Below are 18,753 nucleotides of genomic sequence, written 5' to 3' on the forward strand. Positions count from 1 at the left end.
GACACTGGTTGTACGCAAACCGGGCCGCACCGGCATGCCGCCACAACATCCCCACCTGCTCAGGCGAAGGATCCAACGTGAACCGGAAACCCGTATGCCGCCCCACGGCCGACACCCTGCCACACACCCCCGACAACCCCCACCAACCAGCCAGAGGGCTCAGAGCAGACGGACCCGACTTCGAGACACGCCGTAGGCGACTGGTCCGGGCCGTCGCGCCGATGCCGGACGCGCCGAGCCAAGGCGCAGCGCGAAGGGCAGAGCGCGAAGGGCAGAGCAAACAGGCGCAGAGCGGACGAGCACAGGGCAACCGGGGAGAAGGCGAACTGGGAGACAGCGAACCGGGAGAAGGCGGAACGGGAGAAGCAGCGGAAGCCGGTACGGGCGGCCGGTCAGCCGGCCCGGCGGCGGGCCGCCCGGCGGGCCGCCAGCTCGTCGGCGATCACGCTGTCCTCCGCCTCACCGGCCTGCTCGGCCGGCGCGGGCTCGTCTGCCACGATGCCTCCGGCCCGCTCAGCGGGCAGCTGGGCCAGCGAACCCTGGATCTCCTTGAACGCCCCGCCGATCGCGATGCCGAACACGCCCTGGCCGCCCTGGAGCAGGTCGACGACCTCCTCCGGGGATCGGCACTCGTAGACCGTGGTGCCGTCGGAGATCAGGGTGATCTGCGCGAGGTCCTCGGTCCCCCGGGACCGCAGCGCCTCGATCGCCTTGCGAATGTTCTGGAGGGACACTCCCGCGTCGAGCAGGCGCTTGACGACCTTCAGCACGACCATGTCGCGGAACGAGTACAGCCGCTGGGTGCCCGAGCCCGAAGCGTCCCGGATGCTGGGGACGACCAGCCCGGTTCGTGCCCAGTAGTCCAGTTGCCGGTAGCTGATCGCGACCGCGTGACACGCGGTCACACCGCGGTAGCCGACATCGCCATCCTCGACATTGGTTCCGTGCGGGTCCTGCGGCTCATCCACTGCCACTGCCCTCCCGCTCACTAGCCAGACCGACTGGCGGTGAGGAACACGCTATACCGGATCGGCCGGCCTACCCCGCAGCTCTCACCGCGACACGCCGGATCATCCGCGCGCGCGGGCTACCCGGCGAAATCCTCCGGGCTGACCTGGTCCAGGAACTCCCTGAACTTCTCGACCTCGTCCTCCTGCTCATCGGGGATAACGATGCCGTTCTCCGCGAGGACCTGGTCTGTGCAACGGATCGGCGCGCCGACGCGTAGGGCCAGCGCGATCGAGTCGCTCGGCCGGGCGGAAACCCGCACTCCGTCGCCGATGAGCAGATCCGCGAAGAAGATGTTCTCCTTCATGTCCACGATCTCGACCGCGTTGAGTGGGGCCTTGAGCGCGGCGAGGATGTCGCGCATCAGGTCGTGGGTGAGCGGCCGGGGAGGCTTGACCCCCTGCTGCTCGTACGCGATCGCGGTCGCTTCGACAGCACCGATCCAGATGGGCAGGTAACGGTCGCCGTCGACCTCTTTGAGCAGAACGATCGGCTGGTTACTGGGCAACTCGACCCGAACCCCGACCACGCTCAGCTCACGCACCGCCGCCTCCGTGACATGTCGTTCAGGTCGCCTGGCCACGCCGCCACTTTTCCGCGGCGACGCCTTATCACTCTCTTCCCCTTCTCTGCACGGTACACGCGCGGATGCGAGGACGGATCCCACGCACTCGGGCAACCACGGTGCGCCGCACGCTCCCAGCGTAGTGCATGATCGCGAACTACTGCCCGAGGGTGTCCCGCAGCCCGGCCCTGACCAGGGCGGCGTGCAGCTGCTGAGAGAGCGCCGTGAGTTCCCGGACAGCCTCCGCGGCGCGGGCCCGGGCAGCCGGGGTGGTCTGTCGGGCCAACGGCGCCACCAGCTGTGTGAACAAGCCCACCTCGCGGTCGGCGGCGGCCCGGTAGGCCCGCAGGTGCCGGGGTTCCAGCCCGTACTCGGCCAGTTGCGCGGCGACCCGGGCCACCGACAGCGCGTCGGTGTCGTACCGGCCGGCCCGGGCCCGGACCAGGCCGTGCTGCTCCAGATCCGCGAGTACCGGCTCGGAAAGCCCGGACCTGGCCAGCAACTCCTCCCGGGACAGCCGGACCTCGGCCGGTTCCGGGCGCTCCGCCGGCTCCTCCACGGCCATGAGCGGCGGCCGGCGGCCGGCGAGCCCGGACACCGTCGACCCGGACACCATCGACCCCGACACGGGCGACCCGGCCGACCCGGACGCCGGCTGCCCGGGCAGGGAACGGCCGGCCGCCTCGGACCGGGCCGGGTCCTTGTCCGACACGCCGAACAGCCCCCGAGCGAGCGCCGCGGTGGGCTCACCGTGGTCCAGCGCGGCCAACTGCTCCCGGATCACCCGCAGCGGCAGGTAGTGATCCCGCTGGGCGGCCAGCACGAAGCGCAGCCGGGCCAGGTCCGCGAGTGCGTACTTGCGGTACCCGGCGGCACTGCGCTGCGGCTCCACCAGCCCTTCGGCCTCGAGGAACCGCAGCTTCGAGATGGTCACGTCGGGAAATTCGGTGCGCAGCCGCTCCAGCACCTCGCCGATGCTCATCAGAGCCGGTGGTCGCGCACCGGCGGCTGCTGGCGAACCCGTCATGTCGCCCTCGATCAGGGGCCCTCGTCCGGTCGCGGACCGGCGATGAAGACCAGCCGGAACTTGCCGATCTGCACCTCGTCGCCGTTGGACAGGGTGGCCGCCTCGACCCGCTCGCGGTTGACGTAGGTGCCGTTGAGGCTGCCCACGTCGCGGACGGTGAATGTGCCACCCTCCCGGTGGAATTCGGCGTGGCGGCGGGAGACGGTGACATCGTCGAGGAAGATGTCACTGTCCGGGTGCCGGCCACTGGTGGTCACATCATGGTCGAGTAGGAAGCGGGCACCGGCGTTGGGGCCGCGCCGCACCACGAGCAGGGCCATGCCCGGAGGCAGCGACCCGGACATCCGTCCTGGTGCGACATCGGCGTCCGGTCCCTCGAGCACGTCGTCTAGGGCGCCAAGGTTCAGCGTCGACGTGACGTCGAGCGGGGGGAACTCGTCGTCTGGGCGCGTCATCGCAAGTCACCTCACGGGTCATCGGCCGGCGTCGGAGGCGCCGGTGCGCGGCGTCGCTGCCGCTCGACGTTGTCCTGACGCGCGACCGCAGGGTTCACGGTCGACTGGGCGAGCCTAGCCATGGTCGAAATGGGGGGTCAACCGGACGCGCGGAGAACTGCCCACCAGATCAACGGCGCTGGCCGTCCGGGGTTACTGCTCAGTTAGTTGCCGGTAGCCGTTCGCGTCCAACAGCTCATCGAGATTCGTTGAGGCGTCCGGCTCGATCTCCACGAGCCAGCCCGCGCCGTACGGGTCGGTGTTGACCAGCTCCGGCTCCTCGCCGAGCCGGCCGTTGCTGGCCACCACGGTGCCGCCGACCGGCGCGTAGATCTCCGACACGCTCTTGGTCGACTCGACCTCACCCAGCGACTGGCCGACCAGCACCGTCGTGCCCGGCTCCGGCAGCTGGACGTAGACGATGTCGCCGAGCGAGTCCTGGGCGAAGTGGGTGATGCCCACCTTCACCGTCGGCGCGCCGGGCGCCACCCACTCGTGCTCGGCGGTGTACCGCAGACCGTCGGGAATCAACGTGGCCGTCCTTTGCGTCTCAGCTGGCCGGTTTGGCGTACCGGGGCGGATTGTTCTCATGCAGCGCGGTCACCTGTACGGTGCCCGGCGTAACGACGGACACGGTACCGCCGTTGTTGTGCACGTTGTCGACCACCCCGCTGGGGATGTTCAGGGCGATCTGCATCGTCTGCGGATCGCCGATCACGGTGATCGTGTACGGGCCGCTGAGCGTCCGGCCGTCGACCGTCAGGCTGCCGTTCGCGCCGTCCACGAACGAGGTGGACGCGATGATCCGCACCGGGGCGCCCTGCCGGCCGGCGATCTGCATCGCCTCGGCTCCGGCGCCACGCAGCTCCTCCACCGCGTCGAGCACGTCGGAGGCGCGGACCGGCTTGGTGTCGGCGCTGAACTGGACTCGCAGCCCCGGCCCCTCGGCGGGCAGGGTGCCGGCCAGGATGCCCAGCGCGTCGGCCCGCTGGCTCGCTTCCGCGAGCGCCGCCTGCCGGCTCTGGCTGCCTGCCTGCAGCTGCTGCTGGAGGGTCTGCTCCTGGCTGATTTCCTGGCTCAGCCGGTCCTTGCGGGCGTCCAGGTCGGACAGGATGCGGACCAGGTCCTCGGGCCGTTCGGTGGACAGCTGCTCGTCGCCGGCGTTGCTGCGCAACTGGACCACCAGGGCGAAGCCGAGCAACCCGAGCAGCAGCCCGATGACGGCGCCGGCCGCGGAGACCCGGCGGCGGCGCGGAGCCGAGGAGGACCCGTCAGCGGCGGACTCCGCCGGAGCGGGTTCCGGCGGCCCGGACTCCCGCGCAGCGGGTTCCGGCACGGTGGGCTCGGGCACAGCGGGCTCCGGCGGCCCGGACTCCCGCCCAGGAGGCTCCGGCACGGCGGGCTCCGGCACGGTCGGCTCCGATCGGGCCGGAGCCGCCGGGGCGCCGGCTGAGGCGCCGGCCGGGCTGCGGGGCTCGGGGAGCGGCGAACCGGACACCGCGGCCGCGGACGGTACGGATCCGGACACCGCCGACCCGCCCGTGTCCTGCTCCACCGGCTCCGGGCCGCCTCCGCCCGTACGATCGTCGTCCTCAGTCATCCCGGCAACCTTAGGCCCGGAACAGGTGCCGGCGGATGCCGGCCACGTTGCCGAAGATGCGCACGCCCAGCACGACGACCACGCCGGTGGACAGCTGGCTCCCGACGCCCAACTGGTCGCCCAAATACACGATCAGGGCCGCGACGAGCACATTGGACACGAACGAGATAACGAACTGCTTGTCGTCGAAGATGCCGTCCAGCTTCGCGCGGATGCCCCCGAACACGGCGTCCAACGCGGCCACCACGGCGATCGGCAGGTACGGCTGGAGCGCCAGGGGTACCGACGGCTCGAAGACCACGCCGAGCGCCACCCCGGCGACCAGGGCGAGCACCGCGAACATCATCGTCCTCCCGAGGGTGACGTCTTCGGTGTCCCGGAGGAGCGGGACTCCGGGGTTGACGGAGTGGCGCTGGGCAGCACCGTGGCGTAGTGCAACTGGGGATCGGCCGCCGCCGCGATGGTCAGATCGCCCTGCGACTTCACCGACACCTGCATGTGGTAATCGGTCACCAGCTCCCGGAACAGCTCACCGGTCGACGAGTTGCTGAACCGCTTGTTCAGGTCACCGGGTCCGATCGCGACCACCTGGTACGGCGAGGTGATCGGCCGGAAGTCGACCAGGATGGTCTCGCCCGCGAGGCGGATCGTGGAGGTGGCGGTCAGCCGTTCCCCGTTGACCGCGATCGCCTCCGCGCCGTCGTGCCACAGCTCGTTGCACACCGCTTGGAGGTCGCGGTCCTGCACCTTGCCCAGGTTCTTGGTGGCCTTGCCGGTCACCGGATCCACCTGGGTCGCGGCGTCGGTCAGCCGGATCACCGCGCCGCCGCCGTGCACCTTGACCACGCCGGTCCGGGCCTCCAGCGCGCGCAGCGCGTCCGTGTCGCTGCCGGACAGCACCGCGTCGCGCAGCCGGCTGACCTCGTCGCGCAACTGGTCCGCCTGCCGCTGCATCGTGTCGGTCTCGGCCTGGCGCCTGCGCACGTCGTCGACCAGGTTCGTCTGGGTCTTGCTGCTCTCCGGGGTCGCCGCCACGGTCTGGTGGTACGCGATGGCGAGCAGCACGCCGGCCAGCACCAGCACGACGGTACGGGCCAGCCGGCCGCCCAGCCGCTGGCGCGGCGTCGGTTCACCGCGTTCGGCGCGGCGGCGGGCGGCCTCGGCGTAGCCGGGGTCCAGCGGATTGCGGAACATCTCGGTGATGAGATCCGGGGCGAACCGGCGTTCGGCGCCACCGGAGCGCTCGGCGTCACCGGAACGGGAGGCGTCACCAGAGCGGGACGCGTCACCGGAGCGCTCGGCGTCGCCGCCGGGTGCCCGGTCCCTGCCTGCCGGTGCGCCGCCGCCCAGCACGCTCACACGACCGCCGTCCGGCGCGCCCGCGCGTCCCGGACCAGGCCGGTGGCCTGGATGACGTACAGCGCGCCGGCCGCGTAATACAGCACCAGTCCCCACCAGGCCAGGGCCCAGCCGACCGGCCACGCGACGTGCGCCGCGCCGGCGCTCGCGTCGGCCAGCAGCAACACCGGGAACGCGAAGAGCAGGATGAACGTCGCGGTCTTGCCGAGATAGTGCACCGGCAGTGGCTCGTACCCGTAACGCCGCAAAACGAGCAGGCAGGCCAGCAGCACCAGTTCGCGCAGCAGCAGCGCGGCGGTGAACCACCAGGGGATCACGCTGCGGGCGGTCAGCGCGAGCAGCGTGGCCAGGATGTAGAGCCGGTCGGCGAGCGGGTCGAGCAGCTCTCCGAGCCGGCTGACCTGGTGCAGGCGCCGGGCCAGGTAACCGTCCACCCAGTCGCTGCTGCCGCCGACCGCGAGGATCACCACCGCGGTGATTTCGTGGTGCCCGACCAGGAAGAGATACAGGAACAGCGGCACGCCGAGCAGCCGCGCGAAGCTGATCAGGTTGGGAACGGTCCACACCCGCCAGGTCGCTTCCGAGGCCATCACCAGAGCACGCCCTCCCCCCGGCCTACTCGCGATGACGCTTTCCGGTGCCGGCCACTATATATCCGACCCCGTGGGCCGTTCCGGTCAGGGCCGGTTCGGCCAGGGACGTTGCGGGTACCGCGGGCGTCATGTCACGCTCCGTACCGATTCGACCACGCGAACGGCGGTACCGGCGACCGGTCTGGGGCGCGGCGCCAGACGCGTCGGGCGGGACCGGTCGAAGTCGATAGGGTGAGCGGATGCGCATCGGTGTCGTCTTCCCGCAGACCGAGATCGGTTCCGATCCCGGAGCGATCCGCGCCTACGTGTCGGCGGCCGAGGATCTCGGCTACCGGCACGTGTTGGCGTACGACCACGTGGTCGGCGCGGACCCGGCGGCATACCCGGGCTGGTCCGGCGCGTACGACCTGGACTCCACGTTCCACGAGCCGATGGTGCTGTATGGGTACCTGGCCGCGATCACGTCCCTGGAACTGGTCACCGGGATCATCATCCTGCCGCAGCGGCAGACCGCGCTGGTCGCGAAGCAGGCGGCCGAGGTCGACCTGCTCACCGAGGGCCGGTTCCGGCTGGGCGTGGGCATCGGCTGGAACCGGGTCGAGTACGAGGCTCTGGGCCAGGACTTCTCCCAGCGTGGCCGGCGCCTGTCCGAACAGGTCGAGCTGATGCGCCGGCTGTGGACCGAGCGCAGCGTCACGTTCTCCGGCGGGTACGACACCGTCACCGCGGCCGGCATCGCGCCGCCGCCGGTGCAGCGCCCGATCCCGGTATGGTTCGGCGCCCAGTCACCGGCCGCGTACCGGCGGGCCGGACGGCTCGCCGACGGCTGGTTCCCGCAGATGCAGCCCGGACCGGAACTGGACGAGGCGAAGCGTGTCATCGCGCGGGCCGCGACCGAGGCCGGGCGCGACCCGGCCGGGCTGGGCATGGAGGGTCGGGTGCCGCTCGGCTCCGGTGGCGCCGACGGGATCGCACAGGCGGTGACCGCCTGGCGGGAGGCCGGCGCCACGCACCTGTCGGTGAACACCATGAAGGCCGGGCTGACCGGCGTGGACGAGCACATCGCCGCGCTGGCCGCGGTCGCCGGCACCGGCGTACTCGGCTGAGCGCGCCGAAGGGCTGAGCGTCCGAGGGGCTGCGCCCGGCGAAGAGCTGAGCCCGCCGAAGGGCTGAGCGTCCGAAGGGCTGAGCGTCCGAACGGCTGGCCGTCAGGCCCTGCTGGCCGCGGCGTCCACCACCTCGATCAGCTCGTCCAGCGCGTACCCGCCGTCGTGGCGCTCCCCGTTGATGAAGAACGTCGGCGTGCCATTGACCCCGCTGCGCACGCCGCTGGCGAAGTCGCGCTGGATCCGGTCCAGGTACAGGTGCTCGTTGACCTCCCGGGCCACCGTGACGCCGGGCAGGCCGATCTGGTCCACGGCGGTGGTCACGAACGCCGGCTGGAACTGCTCCTGATGCTCGTACAGCCAGGTGTGCATCTGCCAGAACCGGTCCCGTACCCCAGCCGCCTCCGCGGTCTCCGCCGCCACCTCGGAGTACGGGTGGACGTTCGTCAGCGGGAAGTGCCGGAACGCGAACCGCACCGTGTCCGGGCGCTGGTCCAGCAGCGCGTTGATGATCGGATGGGCCGCCGCGCAGAACGGGCACTGGTAGTCGCCGTACTCGACCAGGGTGACCGGGGCCTGGGCCGGCCCGCGCACGTGGTCGTAGTCCTGCACCGGGGTGATCAGGTGCGGGCTCACCTGCAGCGGCGTGGTGGTCATCGGGCAGTCCCCTCTCCCGCGGCCGGGGCGCTGCGGGCATGACGGAGCGGTCGGTCTCGGGTGAATCGTCCGCGCCGCCGGGGTGAGCGGGCATCACCTCGCCGGAGTGAGTCCGAATGTTCGTCCGGTTGCCAGGCATCGAACAACGTGCTCGAATGCCGACCATGAGGCGCGCCCTGATCGCCAGCATCGTCCTCGCCGGCTCAGTGCTCGTGGTGGCCCCCGCGGCCGCGGCGACACCCGCCGGCCCCGGTGAGCTGTCCCGCTTCGACCTGGCTCGCAAGGATTGCCTGGGTACCGCGGCCGGACGCACCTCGAAGGTCTGGTACACGGTCGCCGGCGGCGTGCTGTCCGACGTCTACAGCCCGACCATCGACAACACCAACGTGCAGACCATGCAGTTTCTGGTCACCGACGGCGCCACGTTCACCGACCTGCAGTCCCGCGACACCGACTACACCGTGCGGTCGCTGGACGCCACCGGGATGGCGTGCGAGGTCACCAGCACCGCTCACAGCGGGAGGTACCGGCTGGTCACCGACTACGTCACCGACCCCGACCGGGACGCCGTGGTCATCCGGGTACGCCTGGTGCCCCTCCACGGATCCGGCGCGCTCAAGCTGTACGTCCGGCTCGACCCGAGCGTGAACGGCAACGGCGGCGGTGGTGCGACCAACGGCGGCGCCGACGACGCCGGGGTCGACCCGGCCACCACCGCGCTGCTGGCCAGCGACCCGAACACGGTGACCAACGCGACCAACCGGGACTACGCGGTACCCACCGCCCTGGCCCTGCGCGCCGACCGCCCGTTCCCTGCCGCGACCAGCGGCTTCGCCGGTACCGGCAGCGACGGGCTGGCGCAGTTGGACGCGGACCACCGGCTGACCGCGCACGACACCCAGGCGCTGCACGGCAACGTGGTGGACACCGCGCAGCTGGACGTCCGGTCCGGGTACGCGACGCTGGCGCTGGGATTCGGCCGCGACACCGGCGCCGCGATCGGTACCGCCGGAGCGGCGCTGCGCCGGCCGTTCACCGCCACGTACGCGAAGTACCGGGCCGGCTGGCGCGCCTACGACGCCGCCCTGCGCCGCCCGTCCGGCGAGGCGAGCGACGCGTACTGGCTGTCGGCCAACGTCCTGAAGGCCAGCGAGGACAAGACCTACCCGGGTGCCGTCGTGGCGTCGCTGGCCAGCCCCTGGGGCCAGGCGGTCAGCGCCGGGGACACCCCGAACGGCGCGCCGGTGTACTTCGGCTCCTACCGCGAGGTGTTCTCCCGCGACCTGTACGAGGCGTTCACCGGCCTGCTGGCCGACGGCGACCTGGCCACGGCCCGGGACACGGTGCGCTTCCTGTTCGGTCGTCAGCAACTGGCCGACGGCCGCTTCCCGCGCAACTCGCTGCTCAACGGCCGCACCGCTCCGGACACCGGCGGCGACCAACTCGACGAGTCCTCGTACCCGATCCTGATGGCCTGGCAGGCGGGGCTCGCCGGCGACGCGACGCTGTGGCCGGGCATCCGCCGGGCCGCCGATTTCGTGGTCGCGCACGGGCCGTCGTTCGGCAGCGAACGCTGGGAGGAACAGAGCGGCTACTCCCCCTCGACGATCGCCGCGGAGATCGCCGGGCTCGTCGCGGCCGGCGCCATCGCCGACGCGCACCACGACCCGGCCGCCGCCCGGGTGTACCGGTCGACCGCCGACGCGTTCACCCGTTCGATCAAGGACTGGACGGTGACCACGACCGGCCCGTACGGCGACGGCCGCTACTTCATCCGGCTGTCCAAGACCGGCGACCCGGACGCCGCGGTCGAGTACAACCTGGGCAACGGCAGCGTGTCCGCCGACCAGCGGGCGGTCGTGGACGCCGGTTTCCTGGAGCTGACCCGGCTGGGCATCCTGCCCGCCGACGATCCCGACGTGCTGCGCTCGCTGCCCGTTGTCGACCAGGTCATCGGCCGGCCGCAGGGCGTGTACCGGTACGGCACGGCGAGCACCGGCAGCGAGGACGGGTACGGCGACTGCTTCACCCCGGACCCGACGAGCTGCCCGGTCGACGGCCAGCCGTGGCCGACCGCCAACGCCGGGTCCGGGCACCTGTGGCCGGTGCTGTCCGGGGAGCGCGCCGAGCAGCGGCTGCAGGTGGGCGACCGGGCCGGTGCCCGGGCGGAGCTGAACCGGATGATCGCCGGCTCGTCCGGGGTCGGCCTGGTGCCGGAGCAGGTGTGGGAGGACCCCAACCTGCCCGCCTCCCCGTACGGCAGCGATCCGGCGACCGCGTCGATCGGCTTCGCCACCGGGCACGCCGCCGGTTCGGCGTCCCCGCTGACCTGGGCCCAGGCGCAGGAGCTGCGGCTGATCCTGTCGCTGTCGTCAACCGCGGACCGGCCGGGCGACGGATCCGGGTCGTCGGGCGGCCGGCCCGTGGAACAGCCGAGCGTGGTCCGCGACCGGTACGTGGCGCACCGGCCGCCGGCCGCCCTGCCGCTGACCGTCACCGCGCCCGGGGACGGCACCTCCACCGGCGCCGGCACGGTCACCGTGACCGGGCGCACCACCCCGGGCGCGCAGGTGTCCGTCGCCGCGTCGCCGACCGACGTCGGTACCGCGACCACGGTCGTGTCGGCCACCGCTGGCCGGCACGGCGACTTCTCCGCGACGGTACCGGTGGGCTTCGGCACCAACGTGCTGACCGTGGCGGCGTCGCTGGGCGGGGCCAACGGCGGAGCCACCGGGTACGCCCGGATCAGCGTGGTGTCCACGGCGCTGCCGGGCACCGCCGTGCTGTCCGCCGACGATCCGTCCGGCGACGACCACGGGCCGGGCAGCTACACGTACCCGACCGCCGCTGACTTCCACGACGGCGCGTTCGACCTGCAGCAGTTCCAGGTGATCGACGCCGGTGCCACCGTCTACCTGCGCGCCCAGCTGCGCGACCTGACCCCGACGTTCGGCTCGCCGCTGGGCGCCCAGCTGCTCGACGTCTACGTGCGCGACCCGTCCGCCCCGGCGTTCGCGACCGGCGCGCCGTACCCGTCGCGCAACTACCGGATCGCCACGGACTCGGCCTGGTCCAGCCGCATCGAGGTACAGGGCTTCGCCGACCCGGTGTTCGTGGACGCGGCCGGGCACAGCCTCGGTACCGTCGCCGTCTCGGCCAACCAGGCCACCCGCTCGATCCTGATCGCCGTACCCGAGGCGGCCCTGGGCCACCCGGCCGCCGGCTGGGTGTTCACCGTCGCGCTGCACGGGCAGGACGGATTCAGCGCCGACCAGGCGCGCGGTTTCTCGGCCACCCCGCAGCCGTACCTGTTCGGGCTGTGCGCTCCAGGCGGTACCTCTCCGGTGTGCGGCATCGACCCGGCCTCCGCGCCGAAGGTGACCGACACCGTCACGCCGGCCGGCACCGACCAGGCCGGCGAGCTGGACCCGACCGCGGGGACGCCGACCCTGCACGGTGTGCCCGTGCCCTGACCGCCCGCCCCTGACCGCCGCCCTGACCGCCGCCCCTGACTGCCGAGCCTGACCGCCGAGCCCCTGACCGCCGAAATCCCTGGCAGCGGCGCGACCGCCGGAGGGAGGCGCCCGGCTGGCCGGGTAGCGTTCATGACCGGCCCGGCCCGACGCCCGGCCGGTGGCGAGCCGTACGGGAGGGTCTGGATCATGATCGGTGTCGCGGACGTGGAGGCCGCCGCGCGGCGGATCGCCGGCCGGGTGCGCCGCACCCCGGTGCTGTCCGTCGAGGGCGGGGCGTTCGACGGCGTCGCCGACCCGACCTGGCTGAAGCTGGAGTACCTGCAGCACACCGGATCGTTCAAGGCCCGCGGCGCGATGAACCGGCTGCTGTCCGCGGCCGAGGCCGGCAACCTGGGCGACGGGGTGGTGGCGGCATCGGGTGGCAACGCCGGGCTCGCCGTCGCGTACGCGGCCGGGATCCTCGGCGTACCGGCCGAGGTGTACGTGCCGCTGACCGCCCCCGAGGTCAAGGTCAGGAAGCTCAAGGCACTGGGCGCCGAGGTGCGCCAGGTCGGGGCCGAGTACGCCGAGGCCAACGCGGCGGCCCTCGAACGGGCGGCGCAGACCGGGGCGCTGTTCTGCCACGCGTACGACCAGCCGGAGATCTGCGCCGGTCAGGGCACCCTGGCACTGGAGATGCTCGACCAGGTCGACGGGCTGGACACGGTGATCCTCGCGGTGGGCGGCGGGGGCCTGCTGGCCGGTGTCGCGGCCGCGCTGCACTGCCGGGCACGGGTCGTCGGTGCGGAGCCGGAGACGATCCCGACGCTGCACGCCGCGCTGGCCGCCGGGCAGCCGGTGGACGTCGAGGTGTCCGGCATCGCGGCCGACGCGCTGGGTGCCCGCCGCCTCGGCGACATCGCCTACCGGGTCGCGGTCGACACCGGGGTGCGCAGCGTGCTGGTCTCCGATCAGGAGGTGGTCGAGGCCCGCCGGCTCTTGTGGGAACAATGCCGGATCGTGATGGAGCACGGCACCGCCACGGCACTGGCCGCACTGGTCACCGGCGCGTACCGGCCGGAGCCCGGCGAGCGGGTCGGAATCCTGATCTGCGGAGCGAACACCAACCCCGCCGACCTCGCGCATTGACCGGTCCGCCGCCGGCCAAACGGCAGGCCGTAGGCGGTAGACGCGGACGGTGAGCGCGGACGCTCAGCGCGGACCGTGGGCGCGGGCGTGCGCGCGCATTCATTCCGGTGATTCGTAGGATCGTTCCGAATGACTCGGCGGCGATCGGTGCGCCAACCGCGATCGATCGCGGGCCTAACGGCCCGCCTCTGCCTCGTACTGTTCGGCGATCGCCCGCGGAATGCGTCCCCGCTCGGACAGCGCCATTCCCTTGCGCTTCGCCCAATCGCGGATCGCCTGGTTCTGCACGCGGTCCGAGCGCGCCGGAACGGCGGTGCGGGCGCGCGCGGTGCTCGCCACATGACCGCGACCCACACGCCGCGCGGACTGCACGTACTTCTCCAGGGACTTACGCAGCTTATCGGCGTGCCGGGCAGAGAGGTCAATTTCGTAGCTGGTGCCGTCCAGAGCGAACTTCAGGGTTTCATCGGCCTGCGCGCCATCGATGTCGTCCAGCAGGTCAACGTGAACTTTGCGGGCCACTTCTGCCTCCGGTAGTCGCGGGAACTGCTCATTCAATCATCGCATAACGATGCGCGATGGGAACGTAACACGGCCAATCCGGCGCTTTCCGTACCGCGCCCTAACGACCCACGGGCACATCGTGGAGTGGGGCGCAGGAATTGGCAGCGTTCTTTTGGGTGAACGATCGGCGACACGCGGAAGAAAGGGGGGTACACGGAATTCATTGCGGAATACGCGCAGTCTCCCGCTCGATGACGTCGATCAACTCGCGCGGATTTCCGGCGGCGCGCTCCCTGCGGTGTCGGGGCTGACGCCGGGCGAACGCCTCCGAATAGTGAGCGGATCTCCGGGTAAGGGCACCTGCGAAAACCAGAACCAGGGGGACCAAGTGATCATCGCCATCACCGGGGCCGCCGGGCTGCTCGGCCGGCTCGTTATCGACGAGTTGCTCGGCCGGGGCGTGCCCGCTTCGGACATCATCGCCGCGGTCCGGGAGCCACAGCAGGCGGCCGACCTCGCCGAGCGCGGCGTTCAGGTGCGGGAGGCGGACTACGACCAGCCGGAGACGCTGTGCCGCGCGTTCCTCGGCGCCGACCGGCTCTTGCTGATCTCCTCCAGCGAAGCCGGACACCGGATCGAACAGCACCGCAATGTGATCGAGGCGGCGTTGTCGCACGACATCCGGCAGATCGCTTACACCAGCATCCTGCACGCGGACACCAGCAGTGTCCCGCTGGCCGCCGAGCACAAGGCCACCGAGGCGATCATCCGGGAGAGCCGAGTCCCGTTCGCGTTCCTGCGCAACAGCTGGTACCTGGAGAACTACACCTCCCGGATCACGCAGATCCTGGACAGCGGGGTGATCCTGGGGGCCGCCGGCGACGGCCGGGTCGCCGCGGCCACCCGGGCCGACTACGCCGCCGCGGCGGCGTCGGTGCTGGCCGGCAGCGGTACCGGGGACGCGGTGTACGAGCTGGGCGGCGACACCCCGTTCACGCTCCCCGAGCTGGCCGCCGAGATCTCCCGGCAGACGGGCACCGAAGTCGTGTACCGCGACATGTCGCCCGACGAGTACGCCAAGGCGCTGATCGACACCGGCGTACCGGACGCCTACGCCGCCGCGATGGCCGACGCGGACGTCGGGCTGTCGAAGGGCGAACTGGACACCGACAGCGGCGACCTCCACCGGCTGGCCGGCAGGCCCACCACCACGCTCGCCGACGCGGTGTCGGCCGGGCTGCAGACCTGAGCGGAGGCGCCCGAGGCGCCGGCACCGCGGGTACCGGAGCCGATCCGGGAATCGATCGGCGTCCGGTCTACCGATCGCGCCGGGGCGCCCCTATATTGACGGCGTGCCCGAGGCCGTTGTCGCCGACTCGGTAGCGGCCGAGGAGCGCGAACCCGCTGTCGAATCCGCGCCGCGCGGCTGGCGCGACTCGTTGCTCGTCGGGCTGTGGACCTGGCTTGCCGGGTTGCTCGCCTGCGTCCTGGTCACCGCGGTCGCCTGGCTGCCGTTCGAGCAGATCCGCGACGCGCCCCGCACGCTCGGCGAGGTACTGGACAACTGGCACCGCTGGGACACCACCTGGTATGTAATCATCGCGCAGTCCGGCTACCGGTTCGACTCGCGCGCCGCGGCGTTCTTTCCGCTGTACCCGCTGGTGGTGCGGGGCGTCGACCCGGTCGTACCGGGCGACGCGTTCGTCGCCGCCCTGGTGGTGTCGATCCTGACCTGCTACGCGGCGCTGGTCGTGATCCACCGGCTGGCCGCCGACGGCCTCGGCGACGAGGCCGGCCGGCGCACGGTCTTCTACCTGCTCGCGTTCCCGACCGGGTTCTTCCTGATCGCCGCGTACAACGAGTCGATGTTCCTCGCGCTGGCGGCCGGCTCGATGTACTGCATGCGCCGCCGGATCTGGTGGCTCGCCGCGCTGCTGGCGGGCCTCGCCAGCGGTACCCGGCTGGTCGGAGTCCTGCTGGCCGTCGTGTTCGTGTACGAGTACCTGCGCCAGCGCGGCTTCGACCCGCGCCGGATCCGGCCCGACCTGCTCTGGGTACTGCTCACCCCGGCCGGCCTGGTCGGATACGCCGGGTACTGCGCGCACGCGTTCGGCGACCCGCTGTTCTTCGAGAAGGCGCAGGGGGTCTGGTCGCGGGACGGGTACAGCGCACCGTGGACGACGGTGGCCGACGTCCTTCGGCTGATCATTCATCAGTCGGTACTGCTGTCCCCCACCGAGGTCCGCAACGTCATCAACCTCGGTACCGCGCTGGGCGTGCTGTTCTTCCTCTACCTCGCCCTCGACAGCCGGTGGGGGCTGGGTCGGGACCAGTCGTACCTGGTGCTGTTCGCGGCCATGGACATCGCGCTGCCGCTGCTCAGCCCGCTGCACACGGACTACCCGCTCAGCTCGACGTGGCGGTTCGCGCTGGAGTGCCTGCCGGTGTTCATGGTGCTGGCCAGGATGGGTGGTAACCGCACCTTCGACCGCTTCTACCTGATGGCCGCGCTGCCGGTGCAGGGCGTGATGATCCTGACGTTCGTCCAGAACCAGTTCGTGGCCTAAGCGGGTCGCACGGGGTGTGTGACTGTCGGCTGATTGGCTAAGCGAAGCTATTTGATAAGGTTCGATGGTGTTGTTGCTTTCGTCAAGGTCTGGCGGCTGAGCGGATAGGTGTTCATCCGGTGAGGTTGCGTCGTTGGGCGGATGAGGGTCGTGGTGACGCGGGTTGGTCGGGGACGCCGGTTCGATTCTGTGGTGTTGGATTTGTTCGCGGGGCGTGCTGTGGTGCGGGGTCCCCGGTATGAGGCGTTGTGTGTGCGGGTGTCGGGCACGACGGGGCAGGAGACGTCGTTGGTGGCCCAGGAGGCAGAAACTGCGGGCGGCGGCCAGCGGCGAGGTGGTCGCGGTGTTCAAGGACAGGGCGTCTGGGTTGCGGGAGAACTGGCAGGGATTGATCCGGCTGTTGAAGGCTGCGGCGGCCGGTGAGTTCACCGTGGTGCGGGTGGCTGGTCAGGATCGGTTGGCCCGGTTCGGCACCCAGTGGCGTTCGGCGTTGCTGGCCCGTGATGGGGCCGGTGTGGAGGTGGCGCATCCGAAAGGCTCGGCCGGCGGGGTCGAGGAACTACTGGCCGATTTCATGTCGTTGGTGGCCACGTTCGCTGGGCGGATGTACGGGATCCGGGATCGTGAGGCCAAGCGCCGGTTGCTGGACGCCGCTGGTGGGGATGTGGGCTAGTGGCTGGTCGGGTGTTGGTGGCGACCGCGACGTGTGCCGCGTTTCGCGGGGTGTGTGGTGGCAGTCCTGATCGGCCGGGTGTGTCGCAGCCGGTGACGGGGCCGGTCCTGTCCGAGCGTGTCGGGTGGCTCGCGGACCTGGTGCAGGTGATAGCCGGTCAGGTCATCGCGCAGCATTGGGCGGATGCCGATCTTGCCCAGCTTGCTGGTGGCGTCGGTCCGGACGGGCGCGCTTTGCCGGGCAAGGGGTGGATGGCGCTGCGGCGGCTGGGTTGGGGTGCGGTCGCGCCTGAAGATGTGGTGGTCTCGGATCGGGTGCGGCGTGTCGCGCAGGAGGAGGCCGCCCGGGGTTTGCGGCTCGCGACCGGTCGCCGAGAGGTGATCGCTGCGCTGCTGGCGGCCTGGCCCAAGGATCCGTCCGCGCGTACGGGTGAGGAGTGGTCGGGGTTGCGGGCGGTGCTGCCTGGTGGGGTGGACAACGCGACGATCCGTAGCCGTACCCGGCAGATCAGCGCGTGGGTGGCCAGGAATGGTCGGCTGCCGATTGGCCTGTGTGAGCTGGAATCGGCGCCGGGGGTCGCGCGGCAGGTGAGCCTGGCTGCCGCGGACCGGCAACAGGTCCGCGTCGAACGCCTCGACGAGGCCACGGTGCGGGTGTGGGTGCAGTTGCCGGTGTGCCCGGCCCCGTCGGGCTACCGGGACTGGGCGTGGCACGCCCTGACCGTCAGGTTGCCCCGGACGGTGCCTGTCACCGCGACGGTGTGTACCCCAACGCTGCGACCCGGTGACGGCAAGGTGCGGGTCGACCTGCCCTGGCAGATCCCACACACCCCACCACCACTGACCGGCCACACCCGGGCGGTGGGCGTCGACTGGGGATTGAACACCCTGCTCACCTGCACCGTCGCCGACCTCGACCAGCAGGGTTCCCTGACCACAGCTGGTGGGCCGTTACGGTTCGACGCGACCGGCGTGTCCGCCAAACTCGTCCGGCTGCGCCGCCACCGCGAACAGGTCAAAACCAAACTCGACCACCTGACCCGGCTGTCCGAGGGCCGGCCTCCGGGCGCCGCACCCGACCCGGCACTGGGAAGCAAGCTCGGCCGGTTGCGGGTCGAACACGACGCGGTTTGCGCCCGGATCCGGCACCTGAACCAGGCCTTGGCGTGGTCGGCGGCCCGGTGGCTGGTCGACCACGCGAGCACCGTGGACGCGACCGTGATCTACCTCGAGGACCTCACCACCCTCGAAGCGCGTGGCGGGTCGCGGAGTTTGAACCGGCGGTTGTCTGGCGCGGTCCGTGGCCTGGTGTTCACCGCGGTGACGCATCTGGCCGGCAAGGCCGGTATGACGGTAGTCCGGGTCCCGGCCCGGGGCACCTCGTCGGGCTGTCCTCGCTGCAATGGGGCGGTCCGGCACGTGAAGGCCCCGGACCGGGTGGTGGCCGGGTACCGGTGGACGATCTGCGGCTGCGGCCTGACCATGGATCGGGACCACGCCGCCGCCCGACGCATCGCCGCCCGCGGCCTAACCAACCAGACCAACACCCGCCGCGAACGCGGCGATACCGCCCACGGCACCATTCGCACCGCCACCGACGTGCCGATCAGCCACCAGCCACGACGCGCCAAGAACCCGAGCGCCGCGGCCGCACCCAAGCCACGGCGGGACCGGCGCAAAAACGGTCCCACCCGCACACAAGTCCGACCTCGGACCGTGAAGACTCCACCCCTGCTGCCCTTGCGACGGCAGGCTCCCGCCCCGGCCCAGTTGCCCCAGGCAACCACCGGCAAGCGTCCGGCGGGACGGCTACCCCAGGAGACCCACCAGGTCCTCCAGGTACCGACCACGGTTCCCACACCACCCCGACACCCCCACCAGGTCCACGGGGCACTCCTCGGCCACGGCTTCCACCGCCACGTACACGCCACACCAGTACCCGCGGCGAAGACCGAACCGCCGAGGAACGGGTAGGAAACCAGAGACGCTCCTCGTCT

General features: G+C 71.4%; 19 protein-coding genes. 7 read left to right on the forward strand and 12 right to left on the reverse strand.

What is annotated here, in order from left to right; all coding sequences use genetic code 11:
* From Raf01_RS50960 to clsA, 10 genes are all read right to left on the reverse strand, one after another.
* A partial coding sequence (locus Raf01_RS50960; protein WP_373319616.1) for a helix-turn-helix domain-containing protein occupies positions 1 to 127 on the reverse strand: 127 nt, incomplete at its 3' end.
* A 265-nt stretch (positions 128 to 392) separates the two neighbouring features.
* On the reverse strand, positions 393 to 968 hold the full coding sequence (locus tag Raf01_RS30055; RefSeq protein WP_373319610.1) for a MerR family transcriptional regulator: 576 nt from the start codon (positions 966 to 968) through the stop codon (positions 393 to 395).
* A 119-nt stretch (positions 969 to 1,087) separates the two neighbouring features.
* Positions 1,088 to 1,552 carry a bifunctional nuclease family protein gene (locus Raf01_RS30060; RefSeq protein WP_203921429.1) on the reverse strand — a complete coding sequence of 155 codons (465 nt, stop codon included), beginning with the start codon at positions 1,550 to 1,552 and terminating at the stop codon, positions 1,088 to 1,090.
* Positions 1,553 to 1,730: 178 nt separating this feature from the next.
* Complete coding sequence (gene ftsR / locus Raf01_RS49860; RefSeq protein ID WP_373319611.1) at positions 1,731 to 2,555, reverse strand: transcriptional regulator FtsR; 825 nt, start codon at positions 2,553 to 2,555, stop codon at positions 1,731 to 1,733.
* 56 nt (positions 2,556 to 2,611) lie between these two features.
* Positions 2,612 to 3,055: an oxoglutarate dehydrogenase inhibitor Odhl gene (gene odhI, locus Raf01_RS30070; RefSeq protein ID WP_203921430.1), complete on the reverse strand. Its 444-nt coding sequence runs from the start codon at positions 3,053 to 3,055 to the stop codon at positions 2,612 to 2,614.
* A 192-nt stretch (positions 3,056 to 3,247) separates the two neighbouring features.
* A complete protein-coding gene (gcvH, locus tag Raf01_RS30075; protein WP_203921431.1) occupies positions 3,248 to 3,625 on the reverse strand; it encodes a glycine cleavage system protein GcvH in 378 nt (125 codons plus the stop codon).
* 19 nt (positions 3,626 to 3,644) lie between these two features.
* Positions 3,645 to 4,694 (reverse strand): DUF881 domain-containing protein, encoded by a 1,050-nt coding sequence (locus tag Raf01_RS30080; protein WP_203921432.1) that lies wholly within the window; start codon positions 4,692 to 4,694, stop codon positions 3,645 to 3,647.
* A gap of 10 nt (positions 4,695 to 4,704) precedes the next feature.
* On the reverse strand, positions 4,705 to 5,037 hold the full coding sequence (locus tag Raf01_RS30085) for a small basic family protein (protein ID WP_203921521.1): 333 nt from the start codon (positions 5,035 to 5,037) through the stop codon (positions 4,705 to 4,707).
* Entirely contained in the window at positions 5,037 to 6,053 is a 1,017-nt protein-coding gene (locus Raf01_RS30090; protein ID WP_239134044.1) for a DUF881 domain-containing protein, read from the reverse strand. The genes Raf01_RS30085 and Raf01_RS30090 overlap by 1 nt, the downstream gene beginning before the upstream one ends.
* Positions 6,050 to 6,643 (reverse strand): cardiolipin synthase ClsA, encoded by a 594-nt coding sequence (clsA, locus tag Raf01_RS30095; protein WP_203921523.1) that lies wholly within the window; start codon positions 6,641 to 6,643, stop codon positions 6,050 to 6,052. The genes Raf01_RS30090 and clsA overlap by 4 nt, the downstream gene beginning before the upstream one ends.
* 242 nt (positions 6,644 to 6,885) lie before the next feature.
* On the opposite strand from clsA, the gene Raf01_RS30100 reads away from it, so the two are divergent.
* Complete coding sequence (locus Raf01_RS30100; RefSeq protein ID WP_203921433.1) at positions 6,886 to 7,752, forward strand: LLM class F420-dependent oxidoreductase; 867 nt, start codon at positions 6,886 to 6,888, stop codon at positions 7,750 to 7,752.
* Positions 7,753 to 7,854: 102 nt separating this feature from the next.
* On the opposite strand, the gene Raf01_RS30105 is transcribed toward Raf01_RS30100, so the two are convergent.
* Entirely contained in the window at positions 7,855 to 8,409 is a 555-nt protein-coding gene (locus Raf01_RS30105) for a DsbA family protein (RefSeq protein ID WP_203921434.1), read from the reverse strand.
* Between the two features lie 164 nt (positions 8,410 to 8,573).
* Here Raf01_RS30105 and Raf01_RS30110 point away from each other — a divergent pair, with 164 nt between their 5' ends.
* Both Raf01_RS30110 and Raf01_RS30115 read left to right on the forward strand, forming a co-directional pair.
* The gene (locus Raf01_RS30110; protein WP_203921435.1) at positions 8,574 to 11,882 is read left to right on the forward strand and encodes a glucodextranase DOMON-like domain-containing protein; all 3,309 of its coding nucleotides are present in this window, start codon (positions 8,574 to 8,576) and stop codon (positions 11,880 to 11,882) included.
* Between the two features lie 132 nt (positions 11,883 to 12,014).
* Positions 12,015 to 13,013, forward strand: coding sequence for a threonine/serine dehydratase (locus Raf01_RS30115; RefSeq protein WP_308442671.1), 999 nt, complete (start codon positions 12,015 to 12,017; stop codon positions 13,011 to 13,013).
* A 174-nt stretch (positions 13,014 to 13,187) separates the two neighbouring features.
* On the opposite strand, the gene Raf01_RS30120 is transcribed toward Raf01_RS30115, so the two are convergent.
* Positions 13,188 to 13,571, reverse strand: coding sequence for a histone-like nucleoid-structuring protein Lsr2 (locus tag Raf01_RS30120; RefSeq protein WP_275413080.1), 384 nt, complete (start codon positions 13,569 to 13,571; stop codon positions 13,188 to 13,190).
* Positions 13,572 to 13,905: 334 nt separating this feature from the next.
* On the opposite strand from Raf01_RS30120, the gene Raf01_RS30125 reads away from it, so the two are divergent.
* The 4 genes from Raf01_RS30125 to Raf01_RS30140 all read left to right on the forward strand — a co-directional run bounded on the left by Raf01_RS30125 (position 13,906) and on the right by Raf01_RS30140 (position 18,730).
* Entirely contained in the window at positions 13,906 to 14,766 is an 861-nt protein-coding gene (locus tag Raf01_RS30125) for an SDR family oxidoreductase (RefSeq protein ID WP_275413081.1), read from the forward strand.
* 103 nt (positions 14,767 to 14,869) lie between these two features.
* Complete coding sequence (locus Raf01_RS30130; RefSeq protein ID WP_203921436.1) at positions 14,870 to 16,084, forward strand: mannosyltransferase family protein; 1,215 nt, start codon at positions 14,870 to 14,872, stop codon at positions 16,082 to 16,084.
* Between the two features lie 238 nt (positions 16,085 to 16,322).
* On the forward strand, positions 16,323 to 16,757 hold the full coding sequence (locus Raf01_RS30135) for a recombinase family protein (protein ID WP_275413082.1): 435 nt from the start codon (positions 16,323 to 16,325) through the stop codon (positions 16,755 to 16,757).
* Between the two features lie 92 nt (positions 16,758 to 16,849).
* On the forward strand, positions 16,850 to 18,730 hold the full coding sequence (locus Raf01_RS30140) for a zinc ribbon domain-containing protein (protein WP_203921438.1): 1,881 nt from the start codon (positions 16,850 to 16,852) through the stop codon (positions 18,728 to 18,730).
* The last annotated feature ends 23 nt before the right edge of the window (positions 18,731 to 18,753 follow it).

This window comes from Rugosimonospora africana (genome assembly GCF_016862975.1).
GTDB lineage: Bacteria > Actinomycetota > Actinomycetes > Mycobacteriales > Micromonosporaceae > Rugosimonospora > Rugosimonospora africana.